Origin of the sequence: Mycobacterium sp., from assembly GCF_035697385.1 — a bacterium.
In the GTDB taxonomy this organism is placed as follows: domain Bacteria; phylum Actinomycetota; class Actinomycetes; order Mycobacteriales; family Mycobacteriaceae; genus Mycobacterium.
Map to the genome: position 1 here is coordinate 1 of NZ_DASSCY010000356.1, position 15525 is coordinate 15525.

The following is a 15525-nucleotide window of genomic DNA, read 5'->3' on the forward strand; positions in this document are numbered from 1 at the left end:
GACGGCCGCGGCGCGCCGAATCTGCCGGCACCGCTGACCGGCGCGCTGAACGACGGTGTCGGATCGGTGCGCCGCCACTCGATAAGGTGCTGTGGAATCTCTTTGAGGAACCGCGATTCGGGGTTGAGCATCGGCTGGCCCCATGACGAGCGGACCTTGGCCCGGCTGACGTAGAGCCGTTGACGCGCCCTGGTGATGCCGACGTAGGCCAGCCGCCGCTCCTCGGACAGCTCGGTCGGATCACCCAGCGCCCGCATGTGGGGAAACATGCCGTCTTCCCAACCGGTCACGAACACCACCGGGAACTCGAGTCCCTTTGCGGTGTGCAGCGTCATCATCGTGACCACACCCGCGCCGTGCTCGGGCAATTCGTCGGCGTCGGCGACCAGCGATACCCGCTCCAGGAACTTCGCAAGGACGCCGGTGTCGGGTATGTCCTCGTCGGCGGGGTCGACCTCGCCGAGCGCCTCGGCATTGGCCAGATCGGTGCTGAATTCGTGTGCGACGCTGACCAATTCGTTGAGGTTGTCCAGCCGCGCCAGATCCTGTGGGTCGCTTGAGTTCTCCAGCTCGGAACGGTAGCCCGAGCGCTCCAGCACGGCTTCGACGAGCTCGCCCAGTTCACCGTCGAGGCGCCCGCGCAGATCGTCCATCAGCTCAACAAAACTCGCGATGCACTTCTCCGAGCGGGTGTTGAGCATCGGCACCTTGCCCTCGGCGGCGGCCTGCAGCGCGTCATTGAACGTCGCACCGGTGTTCTCGGCGTAGACCGCCACGCACGCCTCAGCGCGATCGCCAATGCCGCGCCGCGGGGTGTTCAAAATGCGCCGCATGCTCACCGAGTCGCCGGGGTTGTCGAGCACCCGCAGGTACGCGACGATGTCGCGAATCTCCCTGCGCTCGTAAAAGCGAACGCCGCCAACGACTTTGTACGGGATGCCGGCGCGAATGAACACTTCCTCCAGCGCGCGCGACGAGTTGTTGGTGCGGTAGAAGACCGCGACGTCGTTGTAGGTGATCTCGCCGCGGTCGGCGAGCGCGTCGATCTCCTCGGCGACGAACCTGGCCTCGTCGTGCTCGTTGTCGGCGACGTAGCCGACGATGAGCTCGCCGTCTCCCTCGGCAGTCCACAGCCGCTTCTCTCGTCGGCCCGCGTTCCGGGAGATGACCGAGTTCGCGGCGTTCAGGATGTTCTGCGTCGAGCGGTAGTTCTGTTCCAGCAGAATCGTTGTGGCATTGGGGTAGTCGCGTTCGAAGTCCTCGATGTTGCGGATGGTGGCACCGCGGAACGCATAGATCGACTGGTCGGCGTCACCCACCACACACAGCTCAGCGGGTGCCACGCCGTCCTCGGTCTGGCGCCCGACGAGTTCGCGTACCAGCACGTATTGCGCATGGTTGGTGTCCTGGTACTCGTCGACCAGGATGTGGCGGAACCGACGCCGGTAGTACTGCGCGATCTGCGGAAAGGCTTGCAGCACAGCGACTGTCTCACCGATGAGGTCGTCGAAATCCAGTGCATTGGCGGCACGCAGCCGGCGCTGATACTCCGCGTAGACCTCGGCGATGATGCGGGGCAGGTCCTCCATCGCGTTCGCCGCGTCGTGTGCGGCCTCCTCCGGGCCGATCAGCTCGTTCTTCAGGTTGGAGATCCCGTTGGCCAGCAACCGCGGCGAGTACCGCTTGGTGTCCAGCCCCATGTCCTTGCCGATCATCAACAGCAACCGGCGCGAGTCGTCGGCGTCGTAGATCGAGAAGTTGGAGTTCAGCCCTGGCAGCAGCGACGCCTGGTTGCGAAGGATCCGCACGCAGGTGGAGTGGAACGTCGACACCCACATCGACCGGGCTCGCGGGCCCACCAGCTGGACCACCCGCTCACGCATCTCGGCGGCGGCCTTGTTGGTGAAGGTGATGGCAAGGACTTGTCCGACGCCGACGTCGCGGGCGGCCAGCAGGTAGGCGATCCGCCGGGTCAGCACCGCCGTCTTCCCGGACCCAGCCCCCGCCACGATCAGCAGCGGCGTGCCAACATGTAGCACCGCGAGGCGTTGTTGCGGATTGAGCCCGTCGAGCAGCTGATCTGTTTCGGTCGCGATCGTCATATCGTCCTCGAACTTACCGCTGGACAGGGACACTTTGCGCCGACGCGGCCCGGGATGGCACACTTTGACCGTGCTCAGTAAGCAGCAGCGATTTTTCTACGGGTACCGGCCAGCGGTGCCCGTGGTCTAGCTGCTTCCCAGAGCCCCGCGGTCCGCTTCCGGATCCGGGGCTCGTCTCTTGTGTGAGGCCCGAAACCGGATGAGACCAGATCCCCCACACAACGAGGAGTCACCAATGTCTATCGAAACCGAGCCAGTGGCTGATATCGACGACCTGCGCCAGGAGATCGACCAGCTCGACGCTGCGATCCTGGAAGCAGTGAAGCGGCGCACCGAGGTCTCCCGGCTGATCGGCAAGGCCCGGATGGCCTCTGGCGGCACCCGGCTGGTTCACAGCCGCGAGATGAAGGTCATCGAGCGCTACAGCGAACTCGGACCCGACGGCAAGGACCTGGCGATGCTGCTGCTGCGGATGGGCCGCGGCCGCCTCGGGCACTGATTCGCCAAGTCAGCGCAGCGCGTCGGTAAGCCAGGGCGTCAGCCACTTGACCGCCTCCGGGGTGGGATGCACCCCGTCGCTGCGCATCCGGATGCCGTCGACCTTGGTGGTGTAGACCCCGTTCGGGCCGAGCTTCTTGTTGAGGTCGAGCACCGTGACGTTCGGTCGTTGGCCGACGACGCGGCGCAACAAGGCGTTCCACTCGTCGACCCGATCCGGATCGTCCTCGGGATAGAGCGTTCCGTCCGGCTTCTCACCGCGACGGTTGTACGGCTCGGTCGTGACGACGATCTTGGCACCGGTCGAGCCGAGGATATCCAGGGCACGACTGAGCTCGCCGCGCAGATACGCGTCGTAGCCCGGCTCACCGATGCGCGTCCAGCGCCCCCCGTTCTTCCGGTCGACGATCTCCCACCGGCCGATCATCAACAGCACCACGTCGGGCCGATCGTGTTTGATCCGCTGCGACCACCGGCTCGGCCACGCGTCACATTCAGGTTTCTGGTTCAGCGTCTCGCCGAAGTAGCGATAGGGTCCGCCGCGGGCGACACCGCATCCGATGGTCGTGTAATTGATGAAGTCCAATCCCGGCGTCGGCGGCAGGTACCGCATCAACGTCCACGCCACCGAGTCGCCGAACACCGCCACCCGCTTGGTCCCCGGCGCAAGCTGCCCCGACGGTGATCTGAGGACCGGCACCTCGGGCGAGGCCAGCGCAGCGGAGTCGACGTCCGACGTCGGCAGCCCGTCCCCCGGTTTGGCCCCGACTGGAAGGACGAGCATCGTCACCGCCGCCGCAGTGGCAGCCGTGGCGCCTGCAAGCGGCAGCATCGGCACAATCACGGGCCGCCATCGGCGGATCGGCTGCTCCAGCAGCCACCACGACGCCGCCGCGAACGCGATCGTCGCCGCACACCTCAGCGCGAACAGCGGCCAGCCCGACAGGCCGGTGTGTTCGCCGTTGAGCGCCAAAAAGATCGGCCAGTGCCAGAGGTAGACGCCGTAGGAGATGGCGCCGAGCCACACCAACGGCCGCCAGGCCAGCATGCGCGCTACGGGCCCGGATTGCTCCAGCGCCACCGGGGCGACGACGAGAACGGCCGCCATCGCGACCACGATCAGCAGCCCGCCACGGAACTCGCGGGCCGCGCCCGTCGCATAGTGCGCCGCCGATGCCAATACGGCCAAGCCGATGACCGGCAGGATGCGGGCGACCCATCGTCGCCACCTCGTACTCAGCTGGGGTCCACCCATTGTCAGCGTCGACCAGTCCCGCACCAGAAGGGCCGCCGCCGCGGCACCGACCAGCAGCGCCTGCGCGCGGGTGTCGGTGCCGAAGTAGACCCGGTTGAGAGACGCGTCGGAGGTATAGAGGATGGCTCCTGCCGCCGAGGCCAGCACCCCAACGGTGGCGAGCACGAACACTGCCCATCGTGCGCGGGTGCGGAACATCGCGGCGACGGCGATCACCAGAATCGGCCAGATCAGGTAATACTGCTCCTCCACGCCCAGCGACCAGGTGTGCTGCAGCGGCGACGGCGGCGCGCCGTGGGAGAAGTAGTCGGTCTGCTGGGCGACGAACGCCCAGTTCGACACCCAGAAGAACGCCGACACCGCGTCGTCGCGCAGAGCTGCAATGGCTTCGGGCGGGAAGAAATCGCGGGCCGCCACCACCGCCAGCACCATCACGATCAACGCGGGCAGCAACCTGCGCGCGCGACGAATCCAGAAGGCGCGCAAGGCGATCCGGCCGGTGCGGGCGAGTTCGTCGAGCAGTAGCGAGGTGATCAGGAATCCGCTGAGCACGAAGAAGACGTCGACACCGAGAAAGCCGCCTGACAGCCCAGGGATGCCACCGTGATCGGCCAGCACGAGCGCGACCGCGACGGCGCGGATGCCGTCCAAGGCAGGGATGTCGCCACGCCGACGCGGGCGGCGATCAGCGGGCGCGACGGATCGGCGCGCAGTCACCCGCGAAATCTTGCCCGCGCGGCAAGGCACGCAATGGCATTACCAGCGGCGTGTCGGGCTACTTGGTCAGCGCGATGTACTTGATGTCGAGGTATTCGTCGATGCCCTCGAAGCCGCCTTCGCGGCCGAAGCCGGACTGCTTGACCCCGCCGAACGGCGCCGCGGGATCGGAGATGACGCCGCGGTTGATCCCGACCATCCCGGCCTGAATGCCCTCGGCCACCCGCAACGCGCGGTCCAGCGACTGGGTGTAGACGTAAGCCGCCAGCCCGTATTCGGTGTTGTTGGCCGCCGCCACGCCTTCCTCTTCGGTGTCAAAGCCGGCGATCGGCGCGACTGGGCCGAACACTTCCTCCTTGAGGATGCGCGCCTCGGCGGGAACGTCGGCCAGCACCGTGGCCGGATAGAAGTTGCCCGGCCCACCAGGGGCGACTCCGCCGACGGCCACCCTGGCCCCGCGTGACACCGCATCGGAGACCAGATCCTCGACGGTGGCGACCTGCTTGGCGTTGATCAGCGGGCCCAGCGTCGACGCCTCGTCGGTGCCCTTACCGAGGGTGAACTCGCTCATCCGCTTGACCAACTTCTCGGTGAACTCCTCGCGCACCGAGTTCGCGACGTGGAAGCGGTTGGCCGCCGTGCAGGCCTCGCCGCCGTTGCGCATCTTGGCCAGGATCGCCCCGTCCACGGCGGCATCGACATCGGCGTCGTCGAACACCACAAACGGTGCGTTGCCGCCCAATTCCATCGACAGCCGCAGCATCTTGTCGGAACCCTGCTTGGCCAACGCCTTACCCACGCCGGTGGAACCGGTGAACGTCAGCTTGCGCAGCCGCCCGTCGTCGATCAGCGCCTCGGTGACCGGGCCGGGACTGCTGGTCGGCAACACCGACAACACGCCTTTGGGCAGGCCCGCCTCATCCATCAGCTTGGCCAGCAACAGCATCGTCAGCGGCGTCTCCTGGGCCGGCTTGACGATCATCGTGCACCCGGCCGCGAACGCCGGACCGATCTTGCGCGTGCCCATCGCCAGCGGGAAATTCCACGGCGTGATCGCATAACACGGGCCGACGGGCTGCTTGGTCACCAGCACACGACCGGTGCCCGCCGGACTCGGCGTGAACCGCCCCGCGATGCGCACCGCCTCCTCGGCGAACCAGCGGAAGAACTCCGCGCCGTACTTGACCTCGCCCATGCTCTCGGCGACGACCTTGCCCATCTCCAGCGTCATCAGCGTGGCGATGTCGTCGGCGCGCTCGGTGATCTTCTCGAACACCGAACGCAAGATCTCACCGCGCTCACGCGCCGGCGTAGCCGCCCACTCCGCCTGCACACCGGCCGCGGCATCCAGCGCAGCGATCGCATCCTCAGCGGTGGCATCGGCGACAGCGATCAACACCTGATCATCAGACGGGTCCAACACGTTGAACGTGGACTTGCCCTCGCGTTCCTCACCACCGATCCACAGACCGGTGGGCACTGACGACAACAGCTCGGTGGTGTTCATACATCCATCATTTACACCTTTGGAAACCTGGCCGCATTAGGGTCGAAAACATGACGGCCTCGACTCAGCAGATTCCCGATATCGCAGCGACTCCCGCCTGGCAGGCCCTTGCGCGGCATCACGACGAAATCGGCGGAAAACACCTGCGCGACTTCTTTGCCGAAGACCCCGGCCGCGGCTCCGAGCTGACGCTGACCGTCGGTGACCTATACATCGATTACAGCAAGCACCGGGTGACGCGAGAGACGTTGAAGCTGCTGATCGACCTGGCCCGCGCGGCCCGCCTCGAACAGCACCGCGACGCCATGTACTCCGGAGTGCACATCAATACCTCGGAGGACCGCGCCGTATTGCACACCGCGCTGCGACTGCCACGCGGTGTCGAGTTGACCGTCGATGGGCAGAACGTCGTCACCGATGTGCATGCGGTGCTCGACCGGATGGGCGATTTCACCGACCGGCTGCGCAGCGGCGAATGGACCGGCGCCACCGGTGAACGCATCAAGACCGTCGTCAACATCGGTATCGGCGGCTCGGATCTTGGCCCGGTGATGGTGTATCAAGCGCTGCGCCACTACGCCGACGCGGGTATCTCGGCGCGCTTCGTGTCCAACGTCGACCCCGCTGACCTTGTGGCCAAACTCGACGGACTCGAGCCTGCCACAACGCTTTTCATCATCGCATCGAAGACGTTCTCCACACTGGAGACGTTGACCAACGCGACAGCCGCGCGCCGCTGGCTCACCGACACGCTCGGCGATGCCGCCGTGTCGAAGCATTTCGTAGCCGTGTCGACAAACAAGAAACTGGTCGACGACTTCGGCATCAACACCGACAACATGTTCGGCTTCTGGGACTGGGTCGGGGGCCGCTACTCGGTCGACTCCGCGATCGGCCTCGCGGTGATGGCCGCCATCGGCCGCGAGCGGTTCGCCGACTTCCTCGCCGGGTTCCACCTCGTCGACGAGCACTTCAAGTACGCGCCGCTTGAGGCCAACGCGCCTGCGCTGCTGGGCTTAATTGGCTTGTGGTACAACAACTTTTTCGGCGCCCAGTCGCGCGCGGTGCTGCCGTACTCCAACGACATGGCCCGGTTCGCGGCCTATCTGCAGCAGCTGACGATGGAGTCCAACGGCAAGTCGGTGAAGGCCGACGGCACTCCGGTCACCCCCGACACTGGCGAAATCTTCTGGGGTGAGCCGGGAACCAACGGCCAGCACGCGTTCTACCAATTGCTGCACCAGGGCACGCGATTGGTTCCTGCCGACTTCATCGGGTTCTCGCAGCCCACCGACGATCTCGCGACCGCCGACGGCACGGGCAGCATGCACGACCTGCTGATGAGCAACTTCTTCGCCCAGACCCAGGTGCTGGCGTTCGGCAAGACCGCGCAGGAGATCGCGGCGGAAGGCACACCGTCGGAAGTGGTGCCGCACAAGGTGATGCCGGGCAACCGGCCGACGACGTCGATCCTTGCCACAAAGCTGACGCCGTCGGTGGTCGGCCAGCTGATCGCCCTCTATGAACACCAGGTGTTCACAGAAGGCGTGATCTGGGGCATCGACTCGTTCGATCAGTGGGGCGTCGAACTCGGCAAGACGCAAGCCAAGGCGTTGCTGCCGGTGCTCACCGGCGACGGCTCACCCCCGGAGCAGTCGGACTCATCGACGGACGCGCTGGTCCGTCGCTACCGCACCGAGCGCGGCCGCTCCGCCTAGCCCGCGAGCAGCTGCCGGGGGAGCTTCGCTCCGCGGTGGGGAATGAAAATTTGTGCCGGGCGCGCAGTTAGGTACGCGACACGCCGGATTTCGCGTACCAGACTGCGCGCTCGACGAATGGGGCCCGCTCGGCGCGAACGCCGACCAGGGCTTTGTCCCATCTTCGAGAGCAGACGCAAAGTCGCACAAAACCGGGCTCGCGAGTGCGATTCTGCGTCTGCTGGCGCGGCCCTTCCGCTTAGCTACTACGGCGCTGGGATGGTGGCGCAACCCACGTTGGGGATGCATCCGCTGGCGCCACCAGGTCCGGCTGACCCGACGGGCCCACCTGGAATCACACCAGCCGCACCCTCAGGCCCAGCGGCACCGCCGGGACCACCGGGGATCACGCCGCTGGCGCCGCCAGGCCCGGCCTCTCCGACCGGTCCACCGGGAACGGCGACTTCGGCGCCACCCGGGCCGACGTTGCCGACCGCAGCACACGGTGTGCCGTCAGCGTTGAAACACGGCGGCGGAGGAGGTGCGGGTTCGGCGCTAGACAGTGGGGCCGCGGCGATCGAAGCTGCCGCAGCGCCCGCGAACAGAAGGGGCGTCACTTTCGTCAGTTTTACGATCATGGGAGCCGACTACCACGATCGCTTGCGTATTAAACCTTAAGGACGGCTAAGCAAATGGCTTGGCCATCCGCGGCGGCAGCACCTTGAGCAGCTGTACCAGCGGCGCCCACGGCCACCACGGAACGGCTGCTCGGCCGCTCTCGCGTTCCATGGCGTCGACCATCGCCTTGACCCCGGTTTCGTTGTCGACCATCAACATCGTGGACGCCGACTTGGCGGTCATCTCCGATTCGATGTAGCCGGGCTCGAGCGTCGTCACCTTGATCGGCCCGCCCGCGTACTCCGCACGCAGCGACTCGCCCAGCGACGACACCCCGGCCTTGCTCGCGGCGTACGCGGCCTTGACACCCGGCACGCCTTTGTTTCCCAACACCGAGGAGACCAGCACCAGATGACCGCCGCCGGCCTCCTTGAACATCTCGATCGCCGTTTCGATCTGCACAAGCGCCGCCACGAGATTGGTCTCGATGGTGGCCTTGTTGGCCCACAGCTTGCCCGACCCGAGCGGCGCGCCCTTGCCGATGCCGGCGTTGACGACGATGCGGTCGATGCCGCCCAGCTCGTCGGAAAGCTCCGCGAACACCTTCGGCACCTGTTCGTGGTCGTTGACGTCCAGCGCGGCGACCGCGACGGTGATGCCGGGATGACGCTCGAGCAGTTCGGCCCGCAGTTCTTCGAGCCGGTCGGCGCGCCGAGCGCACAAGGCCAGGTCACGCCCCTTGGCCGCGAATGCGCGGGCCATGCCCGCGCCAAGGCCTGAGCTGGCGCCAGTGATGAGGATTTTCTGCCGAGTCACCCGGTCAGACTAATCACCCGCATGATGAGCACATGAGCCGCAATCGAACTGCGCCATTGTTGGTGGCCGGGCTGCTGCTGGCGGGCCAACTCAGCCTGCCGGTCAGCGCCAACGCCGAACCCGAGAGCCCGTTGTACGCATTGGTCGATGTCGCCGCGCAGCGACTGGCCACCGCCGATCCCGTCGCCGCGTACAAGTGGATCAACGGCGGCCCCATCACCGATCCGCAGCGTGCCGGTCAGGTCCTCGACACTGTCGGTGACGACGCCACCGCCCATGGCATCGACCCGCAGTACGTGCGGACAGTCTTCGAAGACCAGATCGACGCGACCGAGGGAATCCAGTACACCCGCTTCGGTCAATGGAAGTTCGATGCGGCCACTGCCCCGACGGTTGCCCCCGACCTGGCTGAGTCGCGTTCGGCGATCGACGGATTCAACAAGAGGATGGTGGATGAGATTGCACTGCAATGGAATTCACTGCACGGCCCGGACTGCGCGGCTGACCTGACGGACGCGAGGGCCGCGGTGGTGAGCGCACGTCAACTCGACGCGCTGTATCAGCAGGCCTTGTCGTCGGCCACCGGGTCGTATTGCCAACTCACTTGAGCAGCCGCGACAATCGCCGGTCGGCCAGTACCTTGCCGCCGGTCTGGCACGTCGGGCAATACTGGAACGACTTGTCGGCGAACGACACTTCACGCACCGTGTCGCCGCACACGGGGCACGGCAACCCAGTACGGGCGTGAACCCTTAACCCTGAACGCTTTTCACCCTTGAGCGTGGCGGCCTGCTGACCGACGGATCGCGACACCGCGTCGGTGAGTACTGAGGTCATCGCATCGTGCAGGGCCGCCAGTTGCGCGTCGGTCAGCTTGCCTGCGGTGGCGAACGGCGACAGCTTGGCTACGTGCAGGATCTCGTCGCTGTATGCGTTGCCGATGCCGGATATCACCTTCTGATCGGTGATCACGGTCTTGATCCGTCCGCCCTGTGCGGCCAGCACACCGGCGAGGTCTTCGGGACTCAACGACAGTGCGTCTGGTCCTAGCCCGGCGATCCCCGGCACCTTGGCCGGGTCGTCGACCAGCCAGACCGCCAGGCGCTTCTGGGTGCCGGCCTCGGTCAGATCGAATCCCGCTGCCTCACCGGGCTTCCCGAGATGTACGCGCAGTGCGATAGGTCCCTTGCCCGGCTTCAACGGCGCGGCCGCGAGTTTGTCCGACCACTTCAACCAACCCGCCCTCGACAGATGGGTGATCAAGTGCAGGTCGCCGGCCTGCATTCCGAGGTACTTGCCCCATCTGTCGGCGCCCGTGACGGTCTGCCCGTGCAGCACCGAGATCGCCGGGTCGAAGGTCTTGAGCACCGAGAAGGCCGAGACGTCGATGCGGCCGATGGTGAGTCCGACGGCGTTGCGACGCAGGTGGTCGGCGAGCGCTTCGATCTCGGGTAGCTCCGGCATGGCGTCCAGTCTGCCGACTACGGCGGCGAGGTGTCCACGGCGCAAGGTTGACGCCCCTGCTGTCGTGTGCCAATCTGAACACTGTTCGAATTCGAACGTCGTTCGAAAGGGGCGCCGTGGCCCAGGACCGCGAAGTCGCAACGGCGCTGGGCTATGGCTCCCTGGACCGCACCCACCTGACCAAGCACCTGCTCGCCCTCGCGCAGCGCGTCGGTGTGGACAAGGTGACGATGCGAGGCCTGGCGACCGAAGCAGGGACTTCGGCGTCATCCGTGTACTACCACGTCAACGGCAAGACCGAGATGCTCGATCTGCTGATCGAGACCGTGGTGAGCAGCATCGAAGTGCCGCCGGACGGCGACTGGGAGCAGCGCATCATCGCGCTGTACTCGAACGGATGGCGGGCCATGATCGCCGTGCCGGGTATCGCGGGCCTGGTTCAACGTCGGCCGATCACCTCGACTGCTGCCACGCTGGATAGCGCGTCACGCGAAATTCTGAACGGATCGTCCTTGCCCGCAGACGAAGTCGCGAAGGCCCACACTGTGCTGTTCACCCATCTGCTGGGGTCGGTCGAACTCGAGCACAGTCGCGAGAAGACCGGAGGTGCGGTGGACTTCGGCGACTCGCCGGACGCCGTATATCTCTACGGCCTTCGTGTCATCCTCGCCGGCCTTCGCAACGGCTGAATATCGAACCTGGCCAAGGAGATTCGCTATGACATTCCCATTGCACTCCGCGGAGTTCTACGCCGGCGATCCCTACCCCGTGTTCAAGAAGCTTCGTGCCACCTCACCTGTCTGCTGGAACGACGTCACCGGATTCTGGGCGTTGTTGAAATACGAGGACATCCGGTTCGCGTCGACCAATCCGGCGATCTTCTCCTCGGCGAAGGGCATCACGATCCCCGATCCCGCGGTGCCCAACCCGGTGCAGGAGGGCGGCCTCATCTTCACCGACCCGCCCCGCCATCGGCAGCTACGCAAACTGATCAACTCCGGGTTCACCCAGCGTCAGGTCAAAATGCTGGAACCGAAGTTGCGGACCTTCGCGCGGCGGGTGCTCGACGACGTCGACCCTTCGACCACACCGGAGTTCGCCGAGGAGATCGCTGCACCGCTGCCCACGTGGATGATCGCCGAGCTGCTCGGCGCGCCCTCAGAGGATTGGGAGCAATTCCGCGCCTGGTCCGACGCCACAGTGGGACTCGCCGATCCCGACATTGAACTCGATTCGCTGACGGCAATGGGACAGCTCTACGAGTATTTTCAGGCACTCATCAATGACAGGCGAACCGCGGCGGCGACGGGGCGAGACGACCTGTTGTCGGTGTTGATCGCGGCCGAAGTCGATGGCGAGCGGCTCAGCGACGAGGATCTGCTCAACTTCTGTTTCCTACTGCTGGTCGCAGGCAACGAGACAACCCGCAACTTGATCGCGTTGGGAACGCTGGCGTTGATCGAGCATCCTGCACAGTTCGATCAGTTGCGCAGGGATCCGGGCCTGATCCCGACCGCGGTCGAGGAGATGCTGCGGTTCACAAATCCGGTCGCCAGCATGGCGCGATGCGCCACCCAAGACGTCGAGGTCCGCGGGCAGCTCATTCGCGAAGGCGACATGGTGGTGATGTTGTACGGATCGGCCAACCGCGACGAGGACGTCTTCGGTCCTACCGCTGACGAGTTCGACATCACCCGTCATCCCAACCCGCACATCGCATTCGGCTGTGGTGAGCACTCCTGCCTTGGCGCGCAACTGGCACGGCTGGAGGCCAGGGTCATGTTCGGCGAACTACTGCACCGATTCCCCGAAATCGGGCTCGCCGGCGAGGTTTCGCGAATGAGCTCGACCAGCGTGCCTGGTGTGAAACGAATGCCGGTGCGGCTGCTGAACCCGATCAGCTCCGCGTAACGCGGCCAGCGTCACGCACCACCAGAGACAACAACCAGCTCACGATCGACAGCACGATCGCCGCCCAGATCGCGGTCCACCAGAAGTCGTCGATGTACAGGCCCCAATGGGTGGTGTTCTCGGTGATCCATGAGGTAATCCACAGCATCAACGCATTGATGACGATGTGGATCAGGCCCAGCGTCAGGATGTACAGCGGGATCGACAGGATCTGCACGATCGGCTTGATGAACGCGTTGACGACGCCGAATATCAGGGCGACCACGAAGATGATGCCGATCTCCTGCAGCGTGTTGTCGGCGCCGACGAAGCTGATGCCGGGAACGATAAGCGTGACCACCCATAATGCGAGCCCGGTCAACGCCGCGCGCAGCAGGAACGAGCCCATGGCGCTGATCTTGCCATGCCGCGCGCAGGCTAGGCGGCCGCCCGCAATAGGTAGATGTCCATGATCCAGCCGTGCCGAGCTCGGGCGTCGGCACGCAATTCGGCGATTTTGTCGCCGACTTCACCGACCGTTCCCGACACCAGCAGTTCCTTCGGCGTGCCCAGATAGGCGCCCCACCAGATGCGGCTCTGCGCCGGGCATGTCCGGAACGAGCAGTCGCCGTCGAGCATCACCACGGCGCTTCCGGTCAGCCCATGCTCGCGCAGCTGCCTGCCGGTGGTGATGAGCACCGGCTCGCCGACGTCGTTGAGCGGGATGCGGTGACGGGCGGTCAGCGCCTGGATCGCGGTGATGCCGGGAACGACGTCATAGTCGATGTCGACATGCGCCGCGACGGTGTCGAGGATTCGCAGCGTGCTGTCGTACAGCGACGGGTCTCCCCACGCAAGAAATGCGCCAACACCGTCCGGTTCCAGTTCGGCTTCGATGGCGTCGGCCCAGATTCGTGCGCGCGCCGCGTGCCAGTCGGCGACGGCCTTGCGGTAATCGCCATCCTTGGCCCTTTGCGGATCGGCCAGCTCGACGAAGCGATAACCGGGGTCGCGGATGAACCGCTCACAGATCTGGCGGCGCAACGCGACAAGGTCGTCCTTCGCATCGCCCTTGTCCATCGCAAAGAACACCTGGGTGTCATTGAGCGCTTCGATCGCCTGCGCCGTCACATGGTCAGGATCGCCTGCGCCGATGCCGATGACGTGGATACGACGAGTCACGCAGGCGAGTATGCGCTAGTCGTCCTTGACCCGGCTCTGCCGCAGCCGCCTGCCGCGCTCGACGTCCTTCTCCACGACGGCTTCGTACGTGTCGATGACGCGGGTGTCTCGCGGCGGCAGTTGCAACTCACGTTCGGCCGGTATCCCGGCCTGCAGCGGCCACCGATCGAAACCCATGACCTGCGATTACCCCAGGTACCCGGTACCCGGGGTATTGACATCTTTCGTCGCGGGTACTTACCTTTGAGAGCACCAACGAAGGGACGTCGACGGTGACTGCACCCACGCGCAAAGAGTTTTCCGAGCGGCTGCTGAACGGCTCGGTCAAGAAGTCCTACGCTCCCGTCGTCGACATTGACTGGGACGCTCCCCTGGATCCGGACAAGTACTTCCTGCCGCCCAAGACCGTCTCGCTGTACGGCACGCCGTTGTGGGACAGCATGACTCGCGAGCAGCAGATCGAGTTGTCCCGCCACGAGCTGGTGAACACGTTGTCCGCAGGCATCTGGTTCGAGAACATCCTCAACCAGGCGCTGCTGCGCAAGATGATGCATCAGGATCCCACCGCAAGCGCCACGCATTACGAATTGACCGAGCTCGGCGATGAGACCCGGCACATGGTGATGTTCGGCAAGGCGATCGCGCTCGTCGACGCAAAACCGGTGCGGCCCAAGCTGTATCAGCGCGTCATCATCAACGCGTTGCCGTTCACGTTCCAAGGATCACTGCTGTGGGTCGCGGCATTGATCGGCGAGGAGATCTTCGACTCGTTGCAGCGGCAGATGATGGACGACGATGAGCTGCAGCCAATGGTGCAACGGCTCATGCGTATTCACGTCACCGAGGAGGCACGCCACATCCAGTTCGCCCGTGACGGATTGCGCAAGCGGGTTCCGACGATGCGGCCCGTCAACCGATGGTGGGTGGCCAATCTCAACGGTGTCGGCGGCTTGTTCTTCCGCTATCTGTTCAGTAACCGTGTCCAGTATCGACGCGCCGGACTCGACGCCCGCGCCGCCCGCCGCATAGCGCGCAACAGCCCACACCGCCGCGAAACCCAAATCCTCGGATTCGCCCCGCTGGCAGCCTTTCTCGAAGAAGTGGGGTTGATGGGCCCCATCGCCCGCCGGATGTGGCGCCGCACCGGGTTCCTGCCCAGATGAGCGGTGTCTACGACGGGCCTGCACAGATGCGCGTCGACGATGCGAACCACGAGGTGCGGGTACGGCTGACCGGCCACCTTGATCCGATCGACGGGCGCTACCACTGGCGAGGGATGGTTTTCGAGTTGCCGCCCGAACGCACACTTCGGCTGCCACTTCCGGTCCAAGTGACGATCGGCCAGTGCACCGCCGAAGCGCAGTTGACCGAAGTGACACCGTGGGGCACACATTGCGTTGCGGGCGTCGGCGCCCCTCCTTACCCGCTGGACACCGACGGTTAAGAATCGCGGCATGGGTTATCCGGCAATCCATGCAAGTCGTCATCTATCACGAAGTGCGGCCGGAGTCGCTCGACAGGGTCCTGCGGGAGGGAATCAAGCGCAGCGATCAGGGCGAGAAGAGCGACTCGGTGGTCGAACGCACCGACGAATGCCTCGAGGACCGGCTACCGGACGACCTGCGCGACAGGGGGCTTAGCCGTCGAAACGTCATCTACGGGTTCTTGTCCTCCGGCGACAAACTCGTCGATATCCGCGACGGCCAAGAGGTGCAGGTCGGCCAGTTCTCGTCGCAGCGCGAGCAGGTTCTGCTGCGCATCACCGTCGATTCGGCGAAC

General features: G+C 65.3%; 17 protein-coding genes and 1 pseudogene. 8 read left to right on the plus strand and 10 right to left on the minus strand.

Features of this window, described 5'->3' with window-relative positions:
* Nucleotides 1-2102: UvrD-helicase domain-containing protein (locus VFH65_RS29435; protein ID WP_353326682.1), on the minus strand; the 2102-nt coding region annotated here is incomplete at its 3' end.
* A 199-nt stretch (nt 2103-2301) separates the two neighbouring features.
* Here VFH65_RS29435 and VFH65_RS29440 point away from each other — a divergent pair.
* The gene (locus tag VFH65_RS29440; protein ID WP_353326684.1) at nt 2302-2601 is read left to right on the plus strand and encodes a chorismate mutase; all 300 of its coding nucleotides are present in this window, start codon (nt 2302-2304) and stop codon (nt 2599-2601) included.
* A gap of 9 nt (nt 2602-2610) precedes the next feature.
* Here VFH65_RS29440 and VFH65_RS29445 read toward each other — a convergent pair whose 3' ends face one another.
* Nucleotides 2611-4581: an acyltransferase family protein gene (locus VFH65_RS29445; protein ID WP_414688537.1), complete on the minus strand. Its 1971-nt coding sequence runs from the start codon at nt 4579-4581 to the stop codon at nt 2611-2613.
* Between the two features lie 49 nt (nt 4582-4630).
* The gene (locus VFH65_RS29450; protein WP_353326687.1) at nt 4631-6079 is read right to left on the minus strand and encodes an NAD-dependent succinate-semialdehyde dehydrogenase; all 1449 of its coding nucleotides are present in this window, start codon (nt 6077-6079) and stop codon (nt 4631-4633) included.
* Between the two features lie 50 nt (nt 6080-6129).
* Here VFH65_RS29450 and pgi point away from each other — a divergent pair, with 50 nt between their 5' ends.
* Entirely contained in the window at nt 6130-7797 is a 1668-nt protein-coding gene (pgi, locus tag VFH65_RS29455; protein WP_353326688.1) for a glucose-6-phosphate isomerase, read from the plus strand.
* Between the two features lie 245 nt (nt 7798-8042).
* Here pgi and VFH65_RS29460 read toward each other — a convergent pair whose 3' ends face one another.
* Together VFH65_RS29460 and VFH65_RS29465 are read right to left on the minus strand one after the other, a co-directional pair.
* Nucleotides 8043-8414 carry a hypothetical protein gene (locus tag VFH65_RS29460; protein ID WP_353326690.1) on the minus strand — a complete coding sequence of 124 codons (372 nt, stop codon included), beginning with the start codon at nt 8412-8414 and terminating at the stop codon, nt 8043-8045.
* A gap of 46 nt (nt 8415-8460) precedes the next feature.
* On the minus strand, nt 8461-9210 hold the full coding sequence (locus VFH65_RS29465; protein WP_353326692.1) for an SDR family oxidoreductase: 750 nt from the start codon (nt 9208-9210) through the stop codon (nt 8461-8463).
* Between the two features lie 32 nt (nt 9211-9242).
* Here VFH65_RS29465 and VFH65_RS29470 point away from each other — a divergent pair, with 32 nt between their 5' ends.
* Nucleotides 9243-9818 (plus strand): chorismate mutase, encoded by a 576-nt coding sequence (locus VFH65_RS29470; protein ID WP_414688534.1) that lies wholly within the window; start codon nt 9243-9245, stop codon nt 9816-9818.
* Here VFH65_RS29470 and VFH65_RS29475 read toward each other — a convergent pair.
* On the minus strand, nt 9811-10278 hold the full coding sequence (locus VFH65_RS29475; RefSeq protein WP_353326705.1) for a zinc finger domain-containing protein: 468 nt from the start codon (nt 10276-10278) through the stop codon (nt 9811-9813). The genes VFH65_RS29470 and VFH65_RS29475 overlap by 8 nt on opposite strands.
* A gap of 153 nt (nt 10279-10431) precedes the next feature.
* Nucleotides 10432-10674 (minus strand): annotated as a pseudogene (locus VFH65_RS29480) (DNA-formamidopyrimidine glycosylase family protein); the annotation flags it as partial.
* 116 nt (nt 10675-10790) lie between these two features.
* On the opposite strand from VFH65_RS29480, the gene VFH65_RS29485 reads away from it, so the two are divergent.
* Together VFH65_RS29485 and VFH65_RS29490 are read left to right on the plus strand one after the other, a co-directional pair.
* Entirely contained in the window at nt 10791-11363 is a 573-nt protein-coding gene (locus tag VFH65_RS29485) for a TetR/AcrR family transcriptional regulator (protein ID WP_353326694.1), read from the plus strand.
* Between the two features lie 28 nt (nt 11364-11391).
* Complete coding sequence (locus VFH65_RS29490) at nt 11392-12585, plus strand: cytochrome P450 (RefSeq protein WP_353326695.1); 1194 nt, start codon at nt 11392-11394, stop codon at nt 12583-12585.
* Here VFH65_RS29490 and VFH65_RS29495 read toward each other — a convergent pair.
* From VFH65_RS29495 to VFH65_RS29505, 3 genes are read right to left on the minus strand one after another with little or no spacing between them, the layout of a single operon-like run.
* Nucleotides 12572-12973 (minus strand): phage holin family protein, encoded by a 402-nt coding sequence (locus tag VFH65_RS29495; RefSeq protein ID WP_353326697.1) that lies wholly within the window; start codon nt 12971-12973, stop codon nt 12572-12574. The genes VFH65_RS29490 and VFH65_RS29495 overlap by 14 nt on opposite strands.
* Nucleotides 12974-13002: 29 nt before the next feature.
* Nucleotides 13003-13746, minus strand: a complete 744-nt coding sequence (gene cobF / locus VFH65_RS29500) for a precorrin-6A synthase (deacetylating) (protein WP_353326699.1) — start codon at nt 13744-13746, stop codon at nt 13003-13005.
* Between the two features lie 15 nt (nt 13747-13761).
* Nucleotides 13762-13923, minus strand: coding sequence for a hypothetical protein (locus VFH65_RS29505; protein ID WP_353326700.1), 162 nt, complete (start codon nt 13921-13923; stop codon nt 13762-13764).
* A gap of 95 nt (nt 13924-14018) precedes the next feature.
* Between VFH65_RS29505 and VFH65_RS29510 the strand changes: the two genes are divergently transcribed.
* The 3 genes from VFH65_RS29510 to VFH65_RS29515 form a co-directional block, all read left to right on the plus strand.
* Complete coding sequence (locus tag VFH65_RS29510) at nt 14019-14909, plus strand: AurF N-oxygenase family protein (protein ID WP_414688535.1); 891 nt, start codon at nt 14019-14021, stop codon at nt 14907-14909.
* Nucleotides 14906-15190: a DUF4873 domain-containing protein gene (locus VFH65_RS32105; RefSeq protein ID WP_414688536.1), complete on the plus strand. Its 285-nt coding sequence runs from the start codon at nt 14906-14908 to the stop codon at nt 15188-15190. Before VFH65_RS29510 ends, VFH65_RS32105 begins: the two co-directional genes overlap by 4 nt.
* Before the next feature lie 29 nt (nt 15191-15219).
* Nucleotides 15220-15525: hypothetical protein (locus VFH65_RS29515; protein WP_353326701.1), on the plus strand; the 306-nt coding region annotated here is incomplete at its 3' end.